The following is a 21,474-nucleotide window of genomic DNA, read 5'->3' as shown; positions in this document are numbered from 1 at the left end:
CGGCCCGCGGCCGGGGTCAAGACGGCACGGGCCTGTCAGACCGGCGGCGGGGCGTCGGCGGCGCTGTCCTGGCTGAAGGTATTGCGCCAGGTGCCGTCGCGCTCCTCCCAGATCGAGCTGACATACATCGCCTCGGCCACGCTCGCGCCCACACGGGTGTAATCCGCGCGATAGGCCAGCAGGACCCGGCCGGGACCGAGCGGCAGGATGCGCGCGCCCGACAGGCTGAAGGCGGCGACGGTGGGCCCCTGCGACAGCTGGCCGGTGTGCTCGTCGCGCCCCGCGAACCCGGTGGAATAGACGCCGAGGAATTCCGGGGCCAGCAGCGCCGCGTCGGCGGCCGCGTCGCCATCGGCCAGCGCCTGCCAGACGCGGGTTTCGAGGTCGAGGAAAAAGGACAGATCGGCCATGCCGCATGGTTGCACCCTCTGACGCGCCGGGTAAAGCTGCGCCGCGACGACAAAGGGAGGCTGCATGAGCAAGAGCCTGAAGCGGGTGCGCGCGGCCCTGGAGGCGGCCGGGCTGACGGCCGACATCCGCGAGGTGGGCCAGGCGCGCACCGCGGCCGAGGCGGCGGACTCGGCGGGGTGCCATGTCGACCAGATCGCCAAGTCGATCATCTATCGCGGCCTGGACAGCGGCGCGGCGCTGTTGTTCCTGACCGCGGGCGGCAACCGGGTGGACGACGACCGCGCGCAGCTCGTGGCGCGCGAGCCCCTGGGCAAGGCGGATGCGGCGCTGATCCGGGCGCAGACCGGTTTCGCCATCGGCGGCGTGGCGCCGGTGGGCCATCTCACCCCGATCCGCGCCTTCTGGGATCCGCGGCTGTCGGAGTTCGACGTGATCTGGGCCGCCGCCGGCACGCCGCGGCATATCTTCCCCGTCGCACCGGCCGACCTGCTGCGCCTGACCGGGGCCGAGGTGGCCGCATTCTGCGCCTGAGTCGGGCGCGATTCACCCGCCCCGACCGGCTCTAAGGCCCTATTTCGCTCGCCGACTGCCTCATCGCAGCCTCACCGACCGATGCGCGGGACATCCGTAACCCGCTGACAAACAACGTTTTCCAAAATAAATGTAAAAAACATTCACATGAGGGCTTGATTGCGAGGCCGGAACATCCGATCTAGGCAATGTGAAAGGAATTCACATCACGATACGAAAACCGCACGAGACGAGAAAGGAAGACCAAACATGAGTTCCGTCGCCACCTGGCCTTCCCAGGCCGAAAACTGGCTGGACGCCCGGGGCAAGGGCGCCTGGATCGCCGCGATGATCCTCGGATTCATCGTCTTCTGGCCCATCGGCCTGGCCCTGCTGGCCTACATGATCTGGAGCAAGCGCATGTTCAACGGAAACTGCAAGTCCCGCGGCCATCTCCGCACGATGCGGCACGGCCTGAAACCGACCGGCAACCAGGCGTTCGACGCCTACAAGGCGGAAACGCTGCGCCGGCTGGAAGACGAGCAGGACGCTTTCGAGAAATTCCTCCAGCGGCTGCGCGAGGCCAAGGACAAGGCCGAGTTCGACCAGTTCATGGACCAGCGCGCCAACCGCCGCGACCAGGATCCGGCCGAGGACGACGGCGGCCCGGTCACCATCTGACCGCCGCCCGCCGCGTCCCGAACCGGCCCCCCATCCCCCGGGGGCCGGTTTTTCGTGCGATCAGCCGCCTCTCCCCCGAAAAAGCGAGACGCTTTGCACTTGGCGATGCCGAAACGGCGCGCTAACCTTTTCGGTAACCACCAGTTGCCGAAGCCATGCGTCACACACTTCCTATCGCGCCACAGTTCTATGTGACGGCCCCGCAGCCCTGCCCCTATCTCGAGGGGCGGATGGAGCGGAAGCTGTTCACGGCCCTTCAGGGCGACTATGCGGAACGGCTGAACGACACGCTGTCGAAGCAGGGCTTCCGTCGGTCGCAGAACGTGCTGTACCGCCCGTCCTGCGCGGAGTGCTCCGCCTGCCTGTCGGCGCGCGTGCGCGTGGCCGATTTCGAACCGTCGAAAAGCCAGCGCCGCGCGATCAAGCGCAACCGCGACCTCAGATGCGAGGCCACCTCGCCCTGGGCGACCGAGGAGCAGTACGCGCTGTTCCGCGCCTACCTCGACAGCCGGCACTCGGATGGCGGCATGGCCGACATGGACATCTTCGAGTTCGCCGCGATGATCGAGGAGACGCCGGTGCGCAGCCGGGTGATCGAGTATAACGGCACCGACGAGAACGGGAACACCAGGCTGGCGGCCGTCTGCCTGACCGATGTGCTCGATGACGGGCTGTCGATGGTCTACAGCTTCTACGATCCGGCCCGCGCCCGGTCGAGCCTGGGCACCTACGTGATCCTCGACCACATCCGAATCGCGCGGGATGCGGGCCTGCCCTATGTCTATCTCGGCTACTGGGTGCCGGGCAGCCCGAAGATGGGGTACAAGTCGAAATTCGCGGCGCTGGAGATCTACAAGAACGGCCAGTGGCAGGACATCGGCGACCCCGAGGCGCATTCCGCCGCCACGCACCCGCTCTCCACCGACCCGATCGCCGAGCAGGTCGCCCGCATCAACCTGCCCGGCTCGCGCCCCGTCAAGGGGTGACCGCCGGTGCCGGGGCGGGCCCGGATCATCGCATGTCCGCCGTCGCGGGCCTCATCTCCGCGGCCACGCGACGACCGGCTCAGCCCGCGTCGCAGGGCCAGGCGGCGAGGTCTTGGTCGACCGCCGGATGCCGCAGCTCGTCGCCCGCGTCGATCCCGAGCATCCCGGCCAGCCCGCCGTTGATTTCCAGCACGTACTGGATGTCGTCGCCGCCGAAGATCGGGGTTTCGTCCAGCGGCACCGCGTTCTCGTGGACCTTGCGCACCACGCCGTCGGCGCCGATGAAGATCATGTCCAGCGGAATCAGCGTGTTGCGCATCCAGAAATGCGTGGTCTGCGGCTGCGGATAGATGAACAGCATGCCCGCGCTCTTCGGCATCGACTCGCGATGCATCAGCCCGCGCGCGACCTCCGCCGGGTCGTCGGCGATCTCGACGGAAAACCGCGCCCGCGCCGCCGCGGCGTCCGGGTCGCGAAATTCCGCCGTCGTCATGGAACAGTCGGCCGCCCAGGCCGCCGATCCGGCCCCAGAGCCGGCCCAAGTCCCGGCCAGCACCGCAACTGCCGCCAGCAGGGCGGCCCGAATTCCGCGCATCAGTCTTCCTCGGTCTTCAGAACCTTGTCCCAGGCCGCCACCTGCGCGGCCATGCGGCCACGATGCCCCTCGACGACCCGCAGCGCAACCGCCTCGCCCGGCTGCAGGTCGGCCAGGCCCGAGCGGCGCAGCACCTCGATATGGATGAACACGTCCTCGGGCCGGCGGAACACGTTGGCAAAGCCGAAGCCCTTGGACTTGTCGAACCACTTCACGCGGGCCGGCTCGAACGGCACGTCGGCCAGGGCCGGATCGGTCTCGGGGTCCACGAACTCCGCCAGCGCCGGCCCGCCGTCGTCGCGCGGCGGCTCGATCTTCAGCACCTCGACCGCCTGGATGCCGCGCGGCGTCTCCTGCACCGTCAGCGACATGCGGGCGCCGTCGGCCACCGAGCTCTGGCCGAAATTCCGCAACACGTTGGCGTGCAACAGAATATCCGGCCCGCCCCCGTCCGGCACGACGAAGCCGAAGCCCTTGGCGGGATCGAACCATTTCACCTGGCCGCTCACCGCCTCGAAATCGTGATTACCGTCGGTCATCCCCTTCCCATCCGGACACCGGCCGTTACCTCCCGGTCCCCCACTATCGCGCCCCCATGAATTCGCATTCTCTCATGTATCCGGTGTCGTTTACCATGCAAAAAATGCGGGAACGCCAAAGACACTTCCATACAACCCGGCCGCGCGGCCGGGCGGCTACGGGTTGAGCCTGTCGATCGCCCAGGCCGAACCGGGATCCGCGCGCCGCCAGCGGAACCGGTCGTGCAGCCGGTAATCGCCGTCGGCCCAGAACTCGATCTCCACCGGCCGGATCCGGAACCCGCCCCAGAACGGCGGCCGCGCCGGGCTGGGGCCGTGGGTCACGCCGGCCTTGGCGACCTTGGCCATCAGCGAGGCGCGGCTTTTCAGCGGGCGCGACTGCTCCGACGCCCAGGCGCCGAGCCGGCTCTGCAGCGGCCGCCCGGCATAGTAGGAATCGGCAAGCGCGCCGTCCTCCTTCTCGACCAGGCCGCGCACCCGGATCTGCCGCCGGAGCGACTTCCAGTGCAGCACGAAGGCCGCCTTGCCGTTCGCCGCAAGCTCCTGGCCCTTCGCGGACCGGTAGTTCGTGTAGAAGACGAAGGCGTCCGGCTCCAGCCCGCGCAGAAGCACCATCCGCACATTGGGCAGCCCCGTCTCGTCCGCCGTGGCCAGCGCGATGGCGTCTGGATCGGACGGCTCGGTCTCGCGCGCCTCGTCCAGCCAGCGCGCCACGATGGCGAACGGATCGTCGCCGGCAAAGATGCCGGTCCGTTCGACGTTCTGGCCCGCGTGGATCGTGCGCTCCGTTACCATGATCTTACCGCCTAATGGTTAACCCCCGGGGAAACAAGCCCCGCCGGGCCCGCCGCCCCGCCGACGTCGGGGACGCACTTGATGCGCCCCGTCCGATCGCCTAAACGAGCGGCAACCGGACTTCGAGAGGCAGCCCATGAAAACGGACATAATGGCGGGAAAACGCGGCCTGATCATGGGGCTGGCCAACGACAAGTCGATCGCCTGGGGCATCGCCCGGGCGCTGGCGAATGCGGGTGCGGAGCTGGCGTTCTCCTACCAGGGCGAGGCGCTGATGAAGCGCGTGGGCCCGCTGGCGGCAGATCTCGGCTCGGACACGGTGCTGCCCTGCGACGTGGGCGACGAGGACAGCATCGACGCGCTGTTCTCCGCCCTGAAGGACAAGTGGGGCACGCTCGACTTCGTGGTCCACGCCATCGGCTTTTCCGACAAATCGGAGCTGCGCGGCCGCTACGTCGACACCAGCCGCGAGAACTTCAAGACCACGATGGACATCTCGGTCTATTCCTTCACCGCGGTCGCGCAGCGCGCCGCGGCGATGATGCCCGAGGGCGGGTCGATGCTGACGCTCACCTATTACGGGGCCGAGCGGGTCATGCCGCATTACAACGTGATGGGCGTGGCGAAGGCGGCGCTGGAGGCGTCGGTGCGCTACCTGGCCGAGGATCTGGGCAAGGACGCGATCCGGGTGAACGCCATTTCGGCGGGGCCGATCAAGACGCTGGCGGCCAGCGGCATCGGCGACTTCCGCTACATCATGAAGTGGAACGAGTACAATTCCCCGCTGCGCCGCAACGTCACCACCGACGACGTGGGCAACTCGGCGCTCTACCTGCTGAGCGACCTGGGCGCCGGCGTCACGGGCGAGACGCACCACGTCGATGCCGGCTATCACATCGTCGGCATGAAGGCCGTCGACGCGCCGGACATCACGAAGGGCTGAGCCATGGCCGACCGCCTGCCGCACGAGAAGGGGTTCCATGTCTCCTGGGACCAGATCCACCGCGACAGCCGGGCGCTGGCCTGGCGGCTGGACGGCAAGGGGCCGGATAACGGCGCCTGGCGGTCCGTGGTGGCGATCACCCGCGGCGGCATGGCGCCGGCGATGATCGTGGCGCGCGAGCTGGACATCCGCACCGTCGACACGATCAGCGTCAAGAGCTACGACCACCAGTCGCAGAAGGACGCCGTCGTGCTGAAGGCGCCGGATGCGGAGATGATGGGCGACGGCACCGGCGTTCTGATCGTCGACGATCTGGTCGACACCGGCAAGACGCTGGAACTGGTGCGCGAGATGTACCCGCACGCGCATTTCGCGACCGTCTACGCCAAGCCGCAGGGCGAGCCGATGGTGGACACCTTCATCACCGGCGTCAGCCAGGACACCTGGATCTTCTTCCCCTGGGACATGGCGATGCAGTACGTGAAGCCCTATCGCGGCACCGACTGAGCCGCGATGGCGGGGACCGGGCGCGCGGCCCGATCCCCCAAGACCCTCTACCGGGGCGTGACGTAGAAGCTGTCGAACTCCGTTGTCGTCTGCGGCAGGTCGCCGTAATCGCGGCCCCAGGTGCCGGAGAACAGCGCCGGATCGCCCGAGGCGCGCAGCACGCTCAGCGGTTCGGTGACGAGCGGGTTGTCCTGTCCGTCGCGCGGCACCCAGCCGTGGGTCTCGACCACGGCGTAGTATTCCCGCCCCCGCTTGCGCAGGACCAGGGTTCCGCCCCGCTCCTTCAGCTGCGTCGTGACGGCGCCGATGTCGTAGTCGCGCGGGCAGCAGGCGTCGTCGGCGAACAGCGCCGTGGAGCGCGACACCTCGCCGTTCACCATGGATTTCACGCGCAGCTCGATCCGGTCGTTGGAACTGCCGTCGCCCAGCAGTTCCGCCGCGACGTAATTCTGCCGATCGTCATAGAGCGCCACCTCGATGATCGAACGCCGGGTCGTGAAATCGCTCGTGAAATCGACGGCCATGTCCCAGTCGCCCTCGGGCAGGCCGCCGGCGGTCCAGCGGAACAGGTTGGTCTGGTCCTCGTGGCCGATGTAGCTGTCGTTCGAGGTGAGCACGACAAGCGTGCCGTCATCCACGATGTAGGAATCCGGGTCCGGGTTGATGACCTCCCAGTCGGGCCCGATCTCGGTCCGCTCGAACTCGTCGCGCAGAATCGGCGCTGCCGGCTCCGGCGCGGCCGCCGCGCGCAGGGCGCCGGTCAGCGCCTCGGCGTCGTTGGCGGCCAGGTAGCGCCCGCCCGTGGCCTCGGCCAGGCAGGACAGATCGGCCTGCGCCGCGTCGTCCACGTCGAACCCGATGACATGCGCGGTAAAGGCGGTTCCGGCGCGCTCCAGCGTCTCGGCCGCCGCGCAGGGGTCGGCGTTGCAGGTCTCGCGCCCGTCCGTCACCAGGATCACCGTGGCCGGCGTGTCGGTGTGGCTCAGCGCCTCGGCCGCGCGCTGGGTGGCGGCCGTCAGCGGGGTCTTGCCGCGCGGCGTGACGTCGGCGAGCACGGCATCGAAGGCGCCGCGGTTCAGCGGGCCGGGCGGCAGGATCGTCTCGATATCGTTGCAGTTGCCTTCCTCGTTGTGGCCGTAGACGGTCAGCCCGATCTCGCGGCCCTCCGGCCAGCCGTCGAGCATGTCCGAGACGGCCTGCCGTGCGATGTCGATCTTGGGGACGCCGCCGATCTGGCCCCACATGCTGCCCGAACCGTCGAGGATCAGCATGGTGCGCGGTGCGTCCTGGGCGGCGGCGGGCTGGCTGCCGGCCCCGCCGAATCCGGCCGCGACAAGGGCGGCGGCAATCGTAACTTTTCTACCTAACATATAGTAACTCCAATGGTTTCCTTCGGTGCCTCACACCCAATCAGACCCGGCCCCGCACCGCAACCCGCCCCCGGAGAGGGCGCCGGAGCCGCCCCCGAACGGCCCCGCCGCCCGCCGGATCCGCACGCGCGCCGCCGCGCGGTCTTGCCCCCCTTCCCCGTCCCCATTAGACAGCGCTGACACGCGCGGCACGAGGGAGAGGGCAGCGAGCGATGGCAAAGAAGAATACCGCATCGAGAGCCGCGGTCTGGGTGATCCTGCTGCTGCTGATCGTCGGGCTCGCCGGCTTCGGCGCCACGAATTTCGGCGGCTCGGTCAATTCCGTCGGCGCCGTCGGCGATACCGAGATCAGCGTCGACCGCTATGCCCGCGAATTGCAGAACGAGCTGAGCCGGCTGTCCGAACAGTTCGGCACCAACATCACCTTCGCGCAGGCGCAGTCCTTCGGCATCCCCAGCGCCGTGTTGCAGCGGATCATGTCGACCGTCGCGCTGGAGAACGAGGCGGACGCGCTGGGCATTTCCGCCGGCGACGAACGGGTGCGCAACCAGCTCTTGCAGATCACGGCGTTCCAGGGCGTGGACGGCGAATTCGACCGCGAGGGCTATCGCTTCGCGCTGGAGCGCGCGGGGCTGACCGAAACCGAGTTCGAGGAAAGCCTCCGCGACGACGCCGCGCGCGGGGTGCTGCGGGCCGCGGTCTCCGGCGCCGTGACGGTGCCCGACATCTACACCGACACCCTGCTGAGCTACAGCGAGGAGACGCGGGACATCACCTGGGCCGAGCTGACGCCCGAGGATCTGGAAACGCCCATCGACGATCCGACCGAGGCGGAGCTGCGCGCCTACTGGGAGGCGAACGAGGACGCCTTCATGCTGCCCGAGACCCGCGACATCACCTATGCCTGGCTGACACCCGGCATGATCGCCGGCACCATCGAGGGCGACGACGAGGTTCTGCGCACGCTCTACGAGGAGCGCGCGGACGAGTTCAACCAGCCCGAGCGGCGGCTCGTCGAGCGGCTGGTCTTCCCGACCGAGGCCGCCGCACAGGAGGCGATGGACGCCATCGCGGCCGGCGAGACGACATTCGAGGCGCTCGTCGCCGAGCGCGACCTGGATCTGGCCGATATCGACCTGGGCGACGTGACCGAGGCCGAGCTGGGCGCCGCCGGCGACGTCGTCTTCGCGCTGGACAGCCCCGGCGTCGTGGGCCCGGTCGAGACCGATCTCGGCCCCGCCCTGATGCGGATGAACGGCATCCTGGAGGCCCAGACGGTGCCATTCGAGGAGGCGCGCGAGCAGCTGCTGGTCGAATACCGCACCGACGCGGCGCGCCGGGCCATCGGCGACAAGATCAGCGGCATCGACGACCTGCTGGCGGGCGGCGCGACGATCGAGGCGCTGGGCGAAGAGACCGAGATGGAGGTCGGGCAGATCGACTACACCGCCGAGACGCGCGACGGGATCGCGGCCTATCCGGAATTCCGCGAGGCCGCCGAGGCGACCGAGGTGGGCGATTTCCCGGAGATCCTGGAAGCGTCCGACGGCGCGATCTTCGCGCTGCGCGTCAACGAGGTGGCCGAGCCGCGGGTCGAGCCCTTCGACCAGGCGCGCGACGCGGTGGAAGCCGCCTGGCGCAGCGAGCGGACGGTCGAGGCGCTGGCCGAACGGGCCGAGACCCTGGCCGACGAGATGCCGGCCGCCGGCGAAGCGGCGCCGGAGCCGGAGGACGAAGACAGCCCCGTCACCTTCCGCACCGATACCGGGGTCGGCCGCTCCGGCTTCGTGCCCGATGTGCCCGACGGCTTCCTCGACACCGTGTTCGAGATGGAGACCGGCGACACCCGCGTGATCCGCGGCGACACCAACGCCTATATCGTCCGCCTGGACGCCGTGACTCCGCCCGACCTGTCGGACCCGGAGCTCGCCGCTCGGGCCGAGCAGATGCAGCAGCAGCTGGCGCAGCGGATGGGCCAGGACATCCTGGACGCCTATGCCAGCGCGGTCCAGCAGGCGGCGGGCATCACCATCAACCAGGCGGCGCTGAACGCGGTGCACGCCCAGTTCCCGCAGTAGGACGCATGGCACAGCTGCAACCCGCCTTCGAAGACTTCGCGCGCGGCTACGAGGCGGGCGAGAACCAGATCGTGCATGCCCGGCTGGCGGCCGACCTGGACACGCCGGTGTCGCTGATGCTGAAGCTGACCGAGGCGCGGACCGACAGCTTCATGCTGGAATCCGTCACCGGCGGCGAGGTGCGCGGGCGCTATTCGATCATCGGGATGAAGCCCGACCTGATCTGGCGCTGCAACGGCGAGGCGTCGGAGATCAACCGCGCGGCCCGTTTCGACCCGGACGCCTTCGAGCCGCTCGACGGGCCGCCGCTCGACACCCTGCGCGCGGTGATCGCCGAAAGCCGGATCGCCCTGCCCGCAGACCTGCCCGCCGCCTCGGCCGGGCTGTTCGGCTATCTGGGCTACGACATGATCCGGCTGGTGGAGCATCTGCCGGAGGTGAACCCCGACCCGCTGGGCCTGCCCGATGCGGTGATGCTGCGGCCCTCGGTCGTGGCGGTGCTGGACGGCGTGAAGGGCGAGGTGACGGTGGTCTCGCCGGCCTGGGTCTCCTCGGGCCTCACGGCGCGCGCGGCCTATGCGCAGGCGGCCGAGCGGGTGATGGACGCGGTGCGCGACCTGGAACGGGTGCCGGCGGATACCAGCCGCGATCTCGGCGAGGCGGCCGAGATCGGCGAGATGCAGTCGAACTTCAGCCACGCGGCCTATCTCGCCGCCGTCGAGAAGGCCAAGGAATACATCCGCGCGGGCGACATCTTTCAGGTGGTGCCGTCGCAGCGCTGGCGGCAGGAATTCACCCTGCCCCCCTTCGCGCTCTACCGCTCGCTGAGGCGCACCAATCCGTCGCCCTTCATGTTCTTCTTCAACTTCGGCGGCTTCCAGGTGATCGGCGCCAGCCCGGAAATCCTGGTCCGGGTCTTCGGCGGCGAGGTGACGATCCGGCCGATCGCGGGCACCCGGCCGCGCGGCGCCACGCCCGACGAGGACCGCGCCTACGAGGAAGACCTGCTGGCCGACGAGAAGGAGCGCGCCGAGCATCTGATGCTGCTGGATCTCGGCCGCAACGACGTGGGCCGGGTGGCGAAGGTCGGGACGGTGCGGCCGACCGAGCAGTTCATCATCGAGCACTATTCCCACGTGATGCATATCGTGTCGAACGTGGTGGGCGAATTGTCCGACGCGCATGACGCGCTCTCGGCGCTGCTGGCCGGGCTGCCGGCGGGCACGGTCTCGGGCGCCCCGAAGGTGCGCGCGATGCAGATCATCGACGAGCTGGAACCCGAGAAACGCGGCGTCTACGGCGGCGGCGTGGGCTATTTCAGCGCCGGTGGCGACATGGACATGTGCATCGCGCTGCGGACGGCGGTGCTGAAGGGCACCGACCTCTATATCCAGGCCGGCGGCGGCGTCGTCTACGACAGCGACCCGGAGGCGGAGTTCCTGGAGACGGTGAACAAGTCCAAGGCGATCCGCGCCGCCGCGATGGATGCGGGCCGCTTCACCGGACAGGGCAACAGATAGCGGCGATACGCCCGCGGCCGCGCCCGCACCCTCGCCCGCCTCAGGGCAAGGACTGCAGGAGGGCCGAGGCCGGCGCCAGCGTCACCGTGGCCGCCCGCGTGCCCAGCACCCATTCCGTCAGCGCGGTGATCGTGTCGGGCCGCAACTCGCCCACCATGACCACGGCGCCCTCCTGCGCCGCGCGGAACGCCCCGACGTCCAGAAGCCGCTTCATCGCGCCGACCTGCGTGTCGCCCTCGTCGAAGGCGCGGAACACCGCCGTCGCCGGTACGCCGCGGCTGTCGGCCACCTGCAGGCCGGAGTTCAGCCCCCGCTCGTAGGTGATCAGCCCGTGCCCCGTCTCCGACAGGATCGCGCTGACCTGGGCCGCGCGCGGGCGGTTGGCCTGCAGCCGCGCCGCCGGCGTGTCCAGCACCGCGACCGCCTCCGGCACCGCGTCGAGGAAGGTCTGGAAGGCGACCTCCACATCCGCCGGCGCGGCGCCTTCCGGCAGCGGCGCCAGCACCGCGACCTCGTGCCCGGCGGCGCGATAGGCGGCCATCGCCTCGGCCGCCCCCGGCAGTGTCGGGTCGAGCCCGATGGTCAGCGGCACCGGAAACCCGTCCAGCGCGGCCGGGTCGCGGCGCTCCGGCCCTGGATCGAGCAGGACGACGGACATCAGCGGGTTGCCCGGCACCGTCTCGAACGGCGTCGCGTAGGCCGTCAAGGCGGGGCCGTCGGCGGCGGCCGCCGTCTCCGCGTCGTCGGGCGCGGAGGCCTCTGCGTCGCTTTCGTCGCCGATGGACGGCAGGCGGCCGGTCTCCACCTCCGGCGCCAGATCGCCGAGGCCGCTCACCGGAACGCCGATGCCCGGCCCCTCGGTGTCGCTCGGCGGCGGCGTGGGGGCTTCGGGCGGCTCCGACTCTGCGATCCGCGGGGCGTCTGCCTCGGGTGCCGGCGCCGGGAGGTCGGGGCGCGTCTCGTCGGCCGTGTCGGTGGTCTCGGAGGCGGGCGTCTCCGGCGCGCTGTCGCGGTCCGGGGCGGTCGGGTCCGGCGCGGTGACCTCGGCGGCCACGCCAGCCGGGGCGTCGGGATCGGCCGGCGCCGTGCCGTCCGGGCCCGTGGGGCCGTCGTCTGGCTCGGCAAGCTCCGGGCGCGCCTCGCCCGCCAGTCCAGCGGTCTCCGGGGCGGGCGCCTCGGGGGCGGCATCGCCATTCGGCGCGGTGGGCGCGGGCGTGGAGACTTCCGCGGTCACCTCCCCCGGGGCGTCCGGCACCCGGGCGGGTTCGGCGCCCGCGGTCTCGCCATCCGGCGCGGCAAGCTCCGGCCGCGCGCCCTCCGGCCCCCCGGCGGTCTCGGCGCCCGGCGTCTCGGGCGCGCCCTCGCCATCCGGTGCGGTGGGCGCGGGCGTGGAGACCTCGGCGGTCACCTCCTCCGGCGCGTCGGCGCCCGCCGGCTCCGCGCCCGCGGTGTCGTCCTCTGGTGCGGGCAAATCCGGCCGCGCCCCGTCCGTCTCCGCCACGCTCTCGGGCGCGGGCGTCGCGGGCGGCGCCTCGGCCGTCGCGACCGGGTCCGGGGCCGCGGGACCGTCGGTCGGCGCCTCAGGCGCCGTCACCCGCGGCGGCGCCTCCGCCTCCGGCTCGGTGGGCGGCGCGGCCTCGGGCGTCGGCTGCACCGTGTCCTCGGGCTCGGAGAGCGTCACGTCCGAGGCATCCGGGCTGTCCGGAGAGGACATCTCGGCCTCGGCGTCGGTGTCGGCATCGGGCGTCCCGGCCGGCGCCGTCTCGGGGTCCGGCGGTGCGGCCATCTCGGGCGTCGGTGCCTCGGGCGCGTCGGATTCGGCGGGCGCCGTCTCGGCGGCAGGCACCTCCGGCGCGGTGTCGGGGCGGCCCTCGGCGACCTCCGCGCCCGGCGGCGCCGCGACCTCCGCCTCGGGCGCGGGCCCGGACAGCATCACCGGTCCGGCCATGTAGGATCCCGCGGTCATCCCGACCCCCGAGATCACCGCGCCCAGTACTGCGCCCGAGAGAAATCCACGCACCGTGCCCTCGCCTCCGCGTGCCGTCGTCGTTATTCGCGCCGGGCACCTTGACCCTCGGCCCGGCCTCGGCCCATGTATAGCGCGATGCGAAACCGGGGGCACCCCCAAAGCTTTGCGAGGCGCACGTGATCCTGCTGATCGACAACTACGACAGCTTCACCTGGAATCTCGCCCATTACCTGGGCGAGCTGGGCGCCGACGTGACCGTGCGCCGGAACGACGCGCTGGACGTGCAGGAGGCGATGGCGATGCGCCCCGACGGCATCGTCCTGTCGCCGGGGCCGTGCGACCCGGACCAGGCCGGCATCTGCCTGGCGCTGACCGGCGCGGCGGCGGAGACGGGCATGCCGCTTTTGGGCGTGTGCCTGGGCCATCAGACCATCGGCCAGGCCTTCGGGGGCAAGGTCGTCCGCTGCCACGAGATCGTGCATGGCAAGATGGGCGCGGTGCGCCACGACGGCGCGGGCGTGTTCGCCGGGCTGCCCTCGCCGTTCAACGCGACGCGCTATCACTCGCTGGTGGTCGAGCGCGAGAGCCTGCCGGAGGACCTGGAGATCACGGCCGAGCTGGAGGACGGCGTCATCATGGGGCTGCGGCACCGCAGCCTGCCGATCGAGGGCGTGCAGTTCCATCCCGAATCGATCGCGACCGAGCACGGCCACCGGCTGTTGCAGAACTTCCTCGACCGGCTTCCGGTGGCGGCATGAGCGACGCCCTCAAGCCGCTGATCGGGGCCGCCGCCGAGCGCCCGCTGACCCGGGCCGAGGCCGAGACCGCCTTTCAGATCCTGTTCGAGGGCGAGGCGACGCCGAGCCAGATCGGCGGGCTGCTGATGGCGCTGCGCACCCGCGGCGAGACGGTGGAGGAATATGCCGCCGCAGCCGCGGTGATGCGCTCGAAATGCCACAAGGTCTCGGCGCCCGCCGGCGCGATGGACATCGTGGGCACCGGCGGCGACGGCAAGGGCACGCTGAACATCTCCACCGCCACGGCCTTCGTCGTGGCGGGCGCGGGTGTGCCGGTGGCCAAGCACGGCAACCGCAACCTGTCGTCGAAATCCGGCGCGGCGGATGCCCTGGGCCAGATGGGCATCAAGGTGATGATCGGCGCGCAGGCCGTTGAAAAGGCGCTGAAAGAGGTCGACATCTGTTTCATGATGGCGCCGATGCATCACCCGGCGATGGCCCATGTCGGGCCGACCCGGACCGAGCTGGGCACCCGGACGATCTTCAACATCCTCGGCCCGTTGACCAACCCCGCAGGTGTAAAGCGGCAGCTGACCGGCGCGTTTTCCGCCACCCTGCTGCGCCCGATGGCGGAGACGCTGAAGACGCTGGGCTCGGAGGCGGCGTGGCTCGTGCACGGCTCCGACGGCACGGACGAGCTGTCCATCGCGGGGCCGTCGAAGGTGGTGGCGCTGGCGTCGGGCGAGATCACCGAGTTCGAGGTCTCGCCCGAGGAGGCGGGCCTGCCGGTGCATCCCTTCGAGGCGATCCTCGGCGGCTCGCCCGAACATAACGCCGCCGCCTTCCGCGCGCTTCTGGCGGGCGAGCCCGGCGCCTACCGCGACGCGGTGCTGTTGAACGCGGCGGCGGCGCTCCTGGTGGCCGGCCGCGTGAAGACCCTGCGCGACGGCGTTGAAATGGCCCGCCAAAGCATCGACACGGGCATGGCGAAAGCGAAGGTCGAGGCGCTGGCCCTCGCGACATCGGAGGCGGCATGAGCGGCACGGTTCTGGACCGGATCAAGGCGTACAAGCTCGAAGAGGTGGCCGGGCGCAAGGCGGGCCGGCCGCTGGCGGATGTCGAGGCGACCGCCCGGGCGGCGCCGCCGGTGCGCGGCTTCGGCGACCGGCTGCGCGCGGTGACGGCCGACGGCTATGGCCTGATCGCCGAGATCAAGAAGGCCAGCCCGTCCAAGGGGCTGATCCGCGCGGATTTCGACCCGCCGGCCCTGGCGCGGGCCTATGCGGCGGGCGGCGCCACCTGCCTGTCGGTGCTGACCGACACGCCGAGCTTCCAGGGCGCCGACACCTACCTGACGGCCGCGCGCGCGGCCTGCGCCCTGCCCGTCCTGCGCAAGGACTTCATGTACGACACCTACCAGGTCGCCGAGGCGCGCGCGCTGGGGGCGGACTGCATCCTGATCATCATGGCGAGCGTGTCGGACGCGCAGGCGGCCGAGCTGGAGGCCGCGGCGGCCGACTGGGGCATGGACGTGCTGGTCGAGGTCCATGACGGCGCCGAGCTCGATCGAGCCTTGCGGCTCTCCTCGCCGCTCCTCGGGATCAACAATCGCGACCTGAAGACCTTCGAGACCTCGCTCGACGTGACGCGGACCTTGTCCGAGCGGGTGCCGGCGGACCGGCTGATGATCTCGGAATCGGGCCTGTTCACGCCGGCCGATCTGGCGGAAATGGCGGGCTGCGGCGCGCGCGCCTTCCTGATCGGCGAGAGCCTGATGCGCCAGGACGACGTGGCCGCGGCGACGCGGGCGCTGCTGGCCGATCCGGTGCCGGCCTGATGGCGGGGCTCACGCATTTCGACGCCAAGGGCGACGCGCAGATGGTCGACGTCTCCGACAAGGAGGTCACCGCCCGGACGGCCGTCGCCGAGGGGCACGTGAAGATGACGCCCGAAACCCTTGATCTGATTACCGAAGGCCGCGCCAAGAAGGGCGACGTGGCTGGCGTGGCCCGGCTGGCCGGGATCATGGGGGCGAAGCGGACCGCCGACCTGATCCCGCTGTGCCACCCGCTGCCGCTGTCGAAGGTGGCGGTGGAGATCGAACCGGACCCCGCGCTGCCCGGCCTGCAGGTCACCGCCACGGTGAAGACCACCGGCCGCACCGGCGTGGAGATGGAGGCGCTGACCGCCGTCAGCACCGCCTGCCTGACGATCTACGACATGGTGAAGGCGGCCGAGAAGGGGATGGAGATCGGCGGCATCCGCCTGCGCCTGAAGGAGGGCGGCAAGTCGGGCCGGTACGAGGCGCCATGATTTCCGTCGAGACCGCCCTGGAAAAGATCCTTGCGCTGGCCACGGTCACCGAGGTGGAAACCGCGCCCCTGGCCGACGCGGCCGGGCGCGTTCTGGCGCAGGACGTGGCCGCGCGCCGCGATCAGCCGCCCTTCCCCTCCTCCGCCATGGACGGCTATGCCCTGCGCGCCGCCGAGGCCGCGGTCGGCGCCCGCTTCGACGTGGTCGGAACCTCGGCCGCCGGGCACGGTTTCGCCGGCACGGTCGGGCCGGGCCAGGCGGTGCGGATATTCACCGGCGCCCCGGTGCCGGACGGCGCGGACCGGGTCGTCATCCAGGAGGACGTGACCCGCGACGGCGACCGGATCACCCTGTCCGACACGCTGGGGGGCGGTCCGCATGTGCGGCCGCTGGGCGTGGATTTCCGGACCGGCGACACCGTGGCCGCGCCGCGGCTGCTGCGGCCGGAGGACGTGGCGCTGCTGGCCGCGATGAACATCCCCGAGATCCCGGTGCGGCGGCGGCCGGTCGTGGCGCTGATCGCCACCGGGGACGAGCTGGTGATGCCCGGCGAAACCCCGGCCCCCGACCAGATCATCGCCTCGAACAGCTTCGGGCTGAAGGCGATGCTGGAGGCGGCGGGCGCCGAGGCGCGGCTGCTGCCGATCGCGCGGGACAACGCGGCCTCGCTGAAGACGGCCTTCGCGCTGGCCGAGGAGGCCGACCTGATCGTGACCATCGGCGGCGCGTCGGTGGGCGACCACGACCTGGTGGCGCCGGTGGCCGAAGAGCTGGGGCTGGAGCGCGCCTTCTACAAGGTCGCGATGCGGCCGGGCAAGCCGCTGATGGCCGGGCGCCTCGGCGGCGCCGCCATGCTGGGGCTGCCGGGAAATCCCGTCTCGGCCATGGTTTGCGGGCAACTCTTCATGTTGCCGCTGGTGCGCGCCATGATGGGTCTGCCGCACAGCCCCGCGCCGCGCCGCAGCCGCCCGCTGGAGGCCGATATCGGCCCGAACGGCCCGCGCGAGCATTACATGCGCGCCCGGCTGACCGAGACCGGCATCGCCGCCTTCGACAGCCAGGATTCGTCGCTGTTGACGGTGCTGGCCGAGGCCGACGCGCTTCTGGTCCGCCCGCCCGGGGACGGCGCGCGCAAGGCGGGCACATTGGTCGACTACATCGCGTTGTGATTCGCGAATGCATTGACACATATAGAGAACGGGCTTAGAACATTCCCTGAACGCGGTGGTGACCATATCGAACGGCCGCGAGGCAGGGGCGAGGCAATGCTGACCAGGAAGCAACTGGAACTTCTGGATTTCATCAACAGGCGGATGCAGCGCGACGGCGTGCCGCCCTCCTTCGACGAGATGAAGGAGGCGCTGGACCTGCGGTCGAAATCGGGCATCCACCGATTGATCACGGCGCTGGAAGAGCGTGGCTTCATCCGGCGGCTGGCGCATCGGGCGCGGGCCATCGAGATCGTCAAGCTGCCGGAGTCGATGGAGAAGGCCGCGGGCTTCAAGCCGCGCGTCATCGAGGGCAGCCGGAGCGCGCCGCCGGCGCGGGCGCTGGGCGTGGCGACCGGCGCCGCCGCCGAACTGCCGCTGATGGGCCGGATCGCGGCCGGCGTGCCGATCGAGGCGATCAGCCATGTCGAGCGGCAGGTGTCGGTGCCGGGCGGCATGGTGTCGGGCACGGCGAACCACTATGCGCTGGAAGTGCGCGGCGACTCGATGATCGACGCCGGGATCAACGACGGCGACATCGTCGTCATCCGCGAGGCGGCGACGGCCGACAACGGCGACATCGTCGTGGCGCTGGTCGAGGGCCAGGAGGCCACGCTGAAGCGCTTCCGCCGCAAGGGCGGGGCCATCGCGCTGGAGGCGGCGAACCCGGCCTACGAGACCCGCGTGTTCCGCGACGATCAGGTCAAGGTGCAGGGCAAGCTGGTCGGGCTGATCCGCACCTACTGAGACCACAGCCGCCGCGCGCCGGTCTTCGCGCCGACGAAACGCAGCCGGTCCGCTTCGGGAAAGACCGCCAGCGATCCGGTCTCGCGCAGCTTTGCCTCGTCGACCAGGATGCAGGGGCCGGCCGCGCCCGTATCGGCGCCGGCCTCGACCGAAGTGATCACCAGCGAGGCGGTGCGACAGCTCTCGGCGACCCGCTCCGTCGCGCCGCGGCCGGTGATGTGGACCACGCTGCGCCCGTCGAGGTCGAAGCGCCCCGCGGCGAGGCCCGGACGCGCGAACGCCCCGGCCTGGTCCGCCGCGTCGCCGTCGTTCTCCAGCCAGCTCAGCGCGACGAACCCCTCGCCCCTCGGCTTCGACAGGGCGCGCCCCGTCTCCGTCATCAGCCCGACGAGGCCGCCGGTGTCGGAGACCAGCACCGGCGGCCGCTTTGCCTGCGCCCACAGCGCGATGGCCAGGGCCGCCGGGGCAAGCCCCGCGAGCCGTCCCCGGCCCTGCCAGAGGATCAGCCAGAGCAGGCCGAGGCCCAGGATCGGCAGAACCCAGGGGCCCGGCGCGACCACCGGCGTGATCGCCCCGTCGAGGCCGGAGACCCAATGCGCCACGCCCAGGATCCACTCGATGGCCGGCCGCATGATCGCCAGCGCCAGGTGCGACAGGCCCGCGGGCCAGAGGAGTGCCGCCAGCACCGCCGCCGGCATCACGATGGTGCCCATCAGCGGCACCGCGGCCAGGTTGGCGATCAGGCCGTAATCGGCGATGCGGTTGAAATGCGCCGCGGCAACCGGCGCCGTGGCCGCGCCCGCGACGGCGGAGGAGACGACGACGGCAAGGATCGGACGGGCCCATCGCGGCACGGTCCAGCCCTCGCGGTCGCGCAGCGCCCCGAACACCGCCACGAGCGCGGTGGTGGCGGCGAAGGACATCTGGAAGCCGGGCTCGGTCAGCGTCTCGGGCCGGAAGCTCAATACGAGGATCGCGGCGATCGCCACCGCGCGCAGCGTGATCGCCCGGCGGTCGAGCATGACGGCGATCAGCATCACGGCGATCATGATCATCGCCCGCTCGGTCGCGACGTTGCCGCCGGACAGAAGATAGTAGAAGAACGCTGCGCAAAGCGCGAAAAAGGCGGCGATTTTCTTGATCGGCCAGGTCAGGGAGAGCTTCGGGACGGCGGCCATCCCGAACCGCAGGGCCGCGAAGACGAAGCCGGCCAGCAGCCCCATATGCAGCCCCGAGATCGCCAGAAGATGCGCGAGGTTGGAGGCCCGGAGCGCCTCCAGCGTGCCGCGCCCCATGCCGGACCGGTCGCCGGTGGTGATCGCGGCGGCGAAGGCTCCCGCCTCGCCCGGCAGGGCGGCCTGCACGGCGGTGGAAATCGCCATCCGCAGCCGGTGCAGGCGCACCCCGGCGATCCCCTCGGCGGCCGGCGCCACGGCCAGCACCGGGGTCCGCGTGTATCCCACCGCGCCCAGCCGGTCGAACCAGGCCATGCGGCGGAAGTCGAAGCCGCCTGGCTCGGTCGGCCCCGAGGGCGGCGCGAGGTGCGCCGTCGTCATCACGCGCAGCCCCGGCACCGGAACGATGTAGCCCTGCGCGCCGTGCAGCGACACGCGCACCCGCGCGGGTGTCCGGTGCGGCGCCGTGCGTTCCAGGACCACCCGGTCCAGCGTCAGCCGCGGCGCGTCCGAGGCGGAGCGGTCGATCTCGACGATGCGCCCCTCGACCGCGCCGTAGTAGCGGAAGTCCAGAACCGGCCCTGCCACCAGATGCGCGCGCAGCCCGGCAAGGCACAGCCCCGCCAGCACCAGCGCCGGGACCAGCAGAAAGGGCGACAGCCGCGGCCCGAGCCGCGCCGCCAGCCAGCCGAGCCCGCCGACCAGCGCCGCACAGCCGGCATAGACCGGGAGGCCCGGCTCCCACGGCAGCGCGAAGTAGGTGCCGATCCCGACGGCGAGCGCCACGGGAACCCACGCAAACAGATGGCCGCGCTGCGCCTCGACCCGGTTCGCGATCCAGCGGAGGGGTTCCACACTTGTTCTCCCGACCCCGATTGACTAGACCGCGACAAACGCTAGAGACCCATCCTTTCCAAAAGGTTAATGCCGCCCATGACCGACGCCCCCGTGGTCACCCGTTTCGCTCCTTCGCCGACCGGCTACCTGCATATCGGCGGCGCCCGGACCGCCCTGTTCAACTGGCTCTACGCGCGCGGCCGCGGCGGGAAATTCCTGCTGCGAATCGAGGATACCGACCGCGCCCGCTCCACCCCCGAGGCGACGCAGGCGATCTTTCGCGGGCTGACCTGGCTGGGCCTCGACTGGGACGGCGACGCCGTCAGCCAGGCCGAGCGGCACGGCCGCCACGCCGAGGTCGCCCGCGAGCTGCTGGCGCGAGGACAGGCCTACAAGTGCTTCTCGACGCAGGACGAGATCACCGCGGCCCGCGAGCAGGCGAAGGCCGAGGGCCGCTCGACCCAGTTCCGCTCGCCCTGGCGCGACGCCGACCCGGCCGACCATCCCGATGCGCCCTACGTCATCCGCATCAGGGCGCCGCTGGAGGGCACGACGGTCGTCGCCGACCGCGTGCAGGGCGACGTGAGCGTGCGCAACGATCAGCTCGACGACATGATCCTGTTACGCTCGGACGGCACACCGACCTACATGCTGGCCGTGGTGGTGGACGACCACGACATGGGCGTGACGCATGTGATCCGGGGGGACGACCACCTGAACAACGCCGCGCGGCAGATGCTGGTCTACGAGGCGATGGGCTGGGACGTGCCGGTCTGGGCGCATATCCCGCTGATTCACGGCCCCGACGGCAAGAAACTGTCCAAGCGCCACGGCGCGCTCGGGGTCGACGAGTACCAGGCGATGGGCTTTCCCGCCGCGGCGGTGCGCAACTACCTGGCGCGGCTGGGCTGGAGCCACGGCGACGACGAGTTCTTCACCGACGCGCAGGCCAAGGCGTGGTTCGACCTGGACGGAATCGGCAAGGCGGCGGCGCGGTTCGACATGAAGAAACTCGAACATCTCTCGGGCCAGCATATCGCCGTGGCCGACGATGCTGCACTGATAGCGGAAATCGAGAGCTATCTGGCCGCTTCGGGCCAGCCGGCGCTGTCCGAAGACCAGATCGACGGGCTGCAGCGGGCCATGTTCTGCCTGAAGGATCGCGCGAAGACCTTCGGGCAAATCCTTGAAAAGGCGCATTTTGTCCTGGCCGAGCGGCCGCTGCGGCCGGACGAGAAGGCGGCGAAGGCGCTGGATGATGTATCCCGTGGTATACTGGCCGAATTGACGCCGCAGTTGCAAAATGCTAGCTGGAACCGTCACACGCTGGAAGAGGTCGTGACCCAGGTGGCAGAGGCGAACGACACCAAGCTCGGCAAGGTGGCGCAGCCGCTCCGGGCCGCCCTGGCCGGACGCACGGTGTCCCCCAGCGTTTTCGACATGATGCTGGTGATCGGCCGCGACGAGACCTTGGCGCGGCTTGGGGATGTAACCGCGTGACGTCCGTGTCGCGCCCGAGTTGACCTGCCCCGGCCGGGGCGCTTTTTCTAGGA

At 70.7% G+C, this 21,474-nt stretch carries 21 protein-coding genes; 14 read left to right on the top strand and 7 right to left on the bottom strand.

What is annotated here, in order from left to right:
- Positions 1-35: 35 nt before the first annotated feature.
- The gene (locus P1J78_RS02010; protein ID WP_275565640.1) at positions 36-410 is read right to left on the bottom strand and encodes a DUF4440 domain-containing protein; all 375 of its coding nucleotides are present in this window, start codon (positions 408-410) and stop codon (positions 36-38) included.
- 64 nt (positions 411-474) lie between these two features.
- Here P1J78_RS02010 and P1J78_RS02005 point away from each other — a divergent pair, with 64 nt between their 5' ends.
- From P1J78_RS02005 to P1J78_RS01995, 3 genes are all read left to right on the top strand, one after another.
- Entirely contained in the window at positions 475-942 is a 468-nt protein-coding gene (locus tag P1J78_RS02005) for a YbaK/EbsC family protein (RefSeq protein WP_275565639.1), read from the top strand.
- Between the two features lie 249 nt (positions 943-1,191).
- Positions 1,192-1,602, top strand: coding sequence for a DUF2852 domain-containing protein (locus tag P1J78_RS02000; protein WP_275565638.1), 411 nt, complete (start codon positions 1,192-1,194; stop codon positions 1,600-1,602).
- Positions 1,603-1,757: 155 nt separating this feature from the next.
- Positions 1,758-2,588: an arginyltransferase gene (locus P1J78_RS01995; RefSeq protein ID WP_275565637.1), complete on the top strand. Its 831-nt coding sequence runs from the start codon at positions 1,758-1,760 to the stop codon at positions 2,586-2,588.
- 79 nt (positions 2,589-2,667) lie between these two features.
- Here P1J78_RS01995 and P1J78_RS01990 read toward each other — a convergent pair whose 3' ends face one another.
- The 3 genes from P1J78_RS01990 to pdxH form a co-directional block, all read right to left on the bottom strand.
- Positions 2,668-3,183: a DUF192 domain-containing protein gene (locus P1J78_RS01990; RefSeq protein WP_374213136.1), complete on the bottom strand. Its 516-nt coding sequence runs from the start codon at positions 3,181-3,183 to the stop codon at positions 2,668-2,670.
- Positions 3,183-3,722: a cold-shock protein gene (locus tag P1J78_RS01985; protein WP_275565636.1), complete on the bottom strand. Its 540-nt coding sequence runs from the start codon at positions 3,720-3,722 to the stop codon at positions 3,183-3,185. The genes P1J78_RS01990 and P1J78_RS01985 overlap by 1 nt, the downstream gene beginning before the upstream one ends.
- Positions 3,723-3,878: 156 nt before the next feature.
- Positions 3,879-4,517, bottom strand: coding sequence for a pyridoxamine 5'-phosphate oxidase (gene pdxH, locus P1J78_RS01980; protein ID WP_275565635.1), 639 nt, complete (start codon positions 4,515-4,517; stop codon positions 3,879-3,881).
- A 136-nt stretch (positions 4,518-4,653) separates the two neighbouring features.
- Between pdxH and fabI the strand changes: the two genes are divergently transcribed.
- Together fabI and gpt are read left to right on the top strand one after the other, a co-directional pair.
- Positions 4,654-5,460, top strand: a complete 807-nt coding sequence (fabI, locus tag P1J78_RS01975) for an enoyl-ACP reductase FabI (RefSeq protein WP_275565634.1) — start codon at positions 4,654-4,656, stop codon at positions 5,458-5,460.
- 3 nt (positions 5,461-5,463) lie between these two features.
- Positions 5,464-5,967 (top strand): xanthine phosphoribosyltransferase, encoded by a 504-nt coding sequence (gene gpt, locus P1J78_RS01970; RefSeq protein WP_275565633.1) that lies wholly within the window; start codon positions 5,464-5,466, stop codon positions 5,965-5,967.
- A gap of 47 nt (positions 5,968-6,014) precedes the next feature.
- Here the strand turns inward: gpt and P1J78_RS01965 are convergent, their stop codons facing one another.
- A complete protein-coding gene (locus P1J78_RS01965) occupies positions 6,015-7,337 on the bottom strand; it encodes a vWA domain-containing protein (protein ID WP_275565632.1) in 1,323 nt (440 codons plus the stop codon).
- A gap of 212 nt (positions 7,338-7,549) precedes the next feature.
- Between P1J78_RS01965 and P1J78_RS01960 the strand changes: the two genes are divergently transcribed.
- A complete protein-coding gene (locus P1J78_RS01960) occupies positions 7,550-9,415 on the top strand; it encodes a peptidyl-prolyl cis-trans isomerase (RefSeq protein ID WP_275565631.1) in 1,866 nt (621 codons plus the stop codon).
- Positions 9,416-9,420: 5 nt separating this feature from the next.
- Positions 9,421-10,935 (top strand): anthranilate synthase component I, encoded by a 1,515-nt coding sequence (gene trpE / locus P1J78_RS01955; protein WP_275565630.1) that lies wholly within the window; start codon positions 9,421-9,423, stop codon positions 10,933-10,935.
- Positions 10,936-10,975: 40 nt separating this feature from the next.
- Here trpE and P1J78_RS01950 read toward each other — a convergent pair whose 3' ends face one another.
- Positions 10,976-12,955 (bottom strand): divergent polysaccharide deacteylase family protein, encoded by a 1,980-nt coding sequence (locus tag P1J78_RS01950; RefSeq protein ID WP_275565629.1) that lies wholly within the window; start codon positions 12,953-12,955, stop codon positions 10,976-10,978.
- A 125-nt stretch (positions 12,956-13,080) separates the two neighbouring features.
- Here P1J78_RS01950 and P1J78_RS01945 point away from each other — a divergent pair, with 125 nt between their 5' ends.
- The 6 genes from P1J78_RS01945 (at position 13,081) to lexA (ending at position 17,909) form a co-directional block, all read left to right on the top strand.
- Complete coding sequence (locus P1J78_RS01945) at positions 13,081-13,662, top strand: anthranilate synthase component II (RefSeq protein ID WP_275565628.1); 582 nt, start codon at positions 13,081-13,083, stop codon at positions 13,660-13,662.
- Positions 13,659-14,678 (top strand): anthranilate phosphoribosyltransferase, encoded by a 1,020-nt coding sequence (gene trpD / locus P1J78_RS01940; RefSeq protein WP_275565627.1) that lies wholly within the window; start codon positions 13,659-13,661, stop codon positions 14,676-14,678. Before P1J78_RS01945 ends, trpD begins: the two co-directional genes overlap by 4 nt.
- Positions 14,675-15,478: an indole-3-glycerol phosphate synthase TrpC gene (trpC, locus tag P1J78_RS01935; RefSeq protein WP_275565626.1), complete on the top strand. Its 804-nt coding sequence runs from the start codon at positions 14,675-14,677 to the stop codon at positions 15,476-15,478. The genes trpD and trpC overlap by 4 nt, the downstream gene beginning before the upstream one ends.
- Positions 15,478-15,954: a cyclic pyranopterin monophosphate synthase MoaC gene (gene moaC, locus P1J78_RS01930; RefSeq protein ID WP_275565625.1), complete on the top strand. Its 477-nt coding sequence runs from the start codon at positions 15,478-15,480 to the stop codon at positions 15,952-15,954. The genes trpC and moaC overlap by 1 nt, the downstream gene beginning before the upstream one ends.
- Entirely contained in the window at positions 15,951-17,123 is a 1,173-nt protein-coding gene (locus tag P1J78_RS01925; protein WP_275565624.1) for a molybdopterin molybdotransferase MoeA, read from the top strand. Before moaC ends, P1J78_RS01925 begins: the two co-directional genes overlap by 4 nt.
- A 96-nt stretch (positions 17,124-17,219) precedes the next feature.
- Complete coding sequence (lexA, locus tag P1J78_RS01920; protein ID WP_275565623.1) at positions 17,220-17,909, top strand: transcriptional repressor LexA; 690 nt, start codon at positions 17,220-17,222, stop codon at positions 17,907-17,909.
- Here the strand turns inward: lexA and P1J78_RS01915 are convergent.
- Positions 17,903-19,939 (bottom strand): ComEC/Rec2 family competence protein, encoded by a 2,037-nt coding sequence (locus P1J78_RS01915; RefSeq protein ID WP_275565622.1) that lies wholly within the window; start codon positions 19,937-19,939, stop codon positions 17,903-17,905. The genes lexA and P1J78_RS01915 overlap by 7 nt on opposite strands.
- A 78-nt stretch (positions 19,940-20,017) precedes the next feature.
- Between P1J78_RS01915 and gltX the strand changes: the two genes are divergently transcribed.
- Positions 20,018-21,421, top strand: a complete 1,404-nt coding sequence (gene gltX, locus P1J78_RS01910; RefSeq protein ID WP_275565621.1) for a glutamate--tRNA ligase — start codon at positions 20,018-20,020, stop codon at positions 21,419-21,421.
- Positions 21,422-21,474 lie beyond the last annotated feature (53 nt).

This window comes from Psychromarinibacter sediminicola (assembly GCF_029168335.1).
In the GTDB taxonomy this organism is placed as follows: domain Bacteria; phylum Pseudomonadota; class Alphaproteobacteria; order Rhodobacterales; family Rhodobacteraceae; genus Psychromarinibacter; species Psychromarinibacter sediminicola.
Note: the sequence above shows the minus strand (reverse complement) of the source record. Positions and strands in the feature narration are given on the sequence as shown.

Bases quoted from the DNA above. Each gene is read 5' to 3' on its own strand.
- P1J78_RS02010 (WP_275565640.1), bottom strand. From the start codon at position 410: ATGGCCGATCTGTCCTTTTTCCTCGACCTCGAAACCCGCGTCTGGCAG.
- P1J78_RS02005 (WP_275565639.1), top strand. From the start codon at position 475: ATGAGCAAGAGCCTGAAGCGGGTGCGCGCGGCCCTGGAGGCGGCCGGG.
- P1J78_RS02000 (WP_275565638.1), top strand. From the start codon at position 1,192: ATGAGTTCCGTCGCCACCTGGCCTTCCCAGGCCGAAAACTGGCTGGAC.
- P1J78_RS01995 (WP_275565637.1), top strand. From the start codon at position 1,758: ATGCGTCACACACTTCCTATCGCGCCACAGTTCTATGTGACGGCCCCG.
- P1J78_RS01990 (WP_374213136.1), bottom strand. From the start codon at position 3,183: ATGCGCGGAATTCGGGCCGCCCTGCTGGCGGCAGTTGCGGTGCTGGCC.
- P1J78_RS01985 (WP_275565636.1), bottom strand. From the start codon at position 3,722: ATGACCGACGGTAATCACGATTTCGAGGCGGTGAGCGGCCAGGTGAAA.
- pdxH (WP_275565635.1), bottom strand. From the start codon at position 4,517: ATGGTAACGGAGCGCACGATCCACGCGGGCCAGAACGTCGAACGGACC.
- fabI (WP_275565634.1), top strand. From the start codon at position 4,654: ATGAAAACGGACATAATGGCGGGAAAACGCGGCCTGATCATGGGGCTG.
- gpt (WP_275565633.1), top strand. From the start codon at position 5,464: ATGGCCGACCGCCTGCCGCACGAGAAGGGGTTCCATGTCTCCTGGGAC.
- P1J78_RS01965 (WP_275565632.1), bottom strand. From the start codon at position 7,337: ATGTTAGGTAGAAAAGTTACGATTGCCGCCGCCCTTGTCGCGGCCGGA.
- P1J78_RS01960 (WP_275565631.1), top strand. From the start codon at position 7,550: ATGGCAAAGAAGAATACCGCATCGAGAGCCGCGGTCTGGGTGATCCTG.
- trpE (WP_275565630.1), top strand. From the start codon at position 9,421: ATGGCACAGCTGCAACCCGCCTTCGAAGACTTCGCGCGCGGCTACGAG.
- trpD (WP_275565627.1), top strand. From the start codon at position 13,659: ATGAGCGACGCCCTCAAGCCGCTGATCGGGGCCGCCGCCGAGCGCCCG.
- trpC (WP_275565626.1), top strand. From the start codon at position 14,675: ATGAGCGGCACGGTTCTGGACCGGATCAAGGCGTACAAGCTCGAAGAG.
- moaC (WP_275565625.1), top strand. From the start codon at position 15,478: ATGGCGGGGCTCACGCATTTCGACGCCAAGGGCGACGCGCAGATGGTC.
- P1J78_RS01925 (WP_275565624.1), top strand. From the start codon at position 15,951: ATGATTTCCGTCGAGACCGCCCTGGAAAAGATCCTTGCGCTGGCCACG.
- lexA (WP_275565623.1), top strand. From the start codon at position 17,220: ATGCTGACCAGGAAGCAACTGGAACTTCTGGATTTCATCAACAGGCGG.
- gltX (WP_275565621.1), top strand. From the start codon at position 20,018: ATGACCGACGCCCCCGTGGTCACCCGTTTCGCTCCTTCGCCGACCGGC.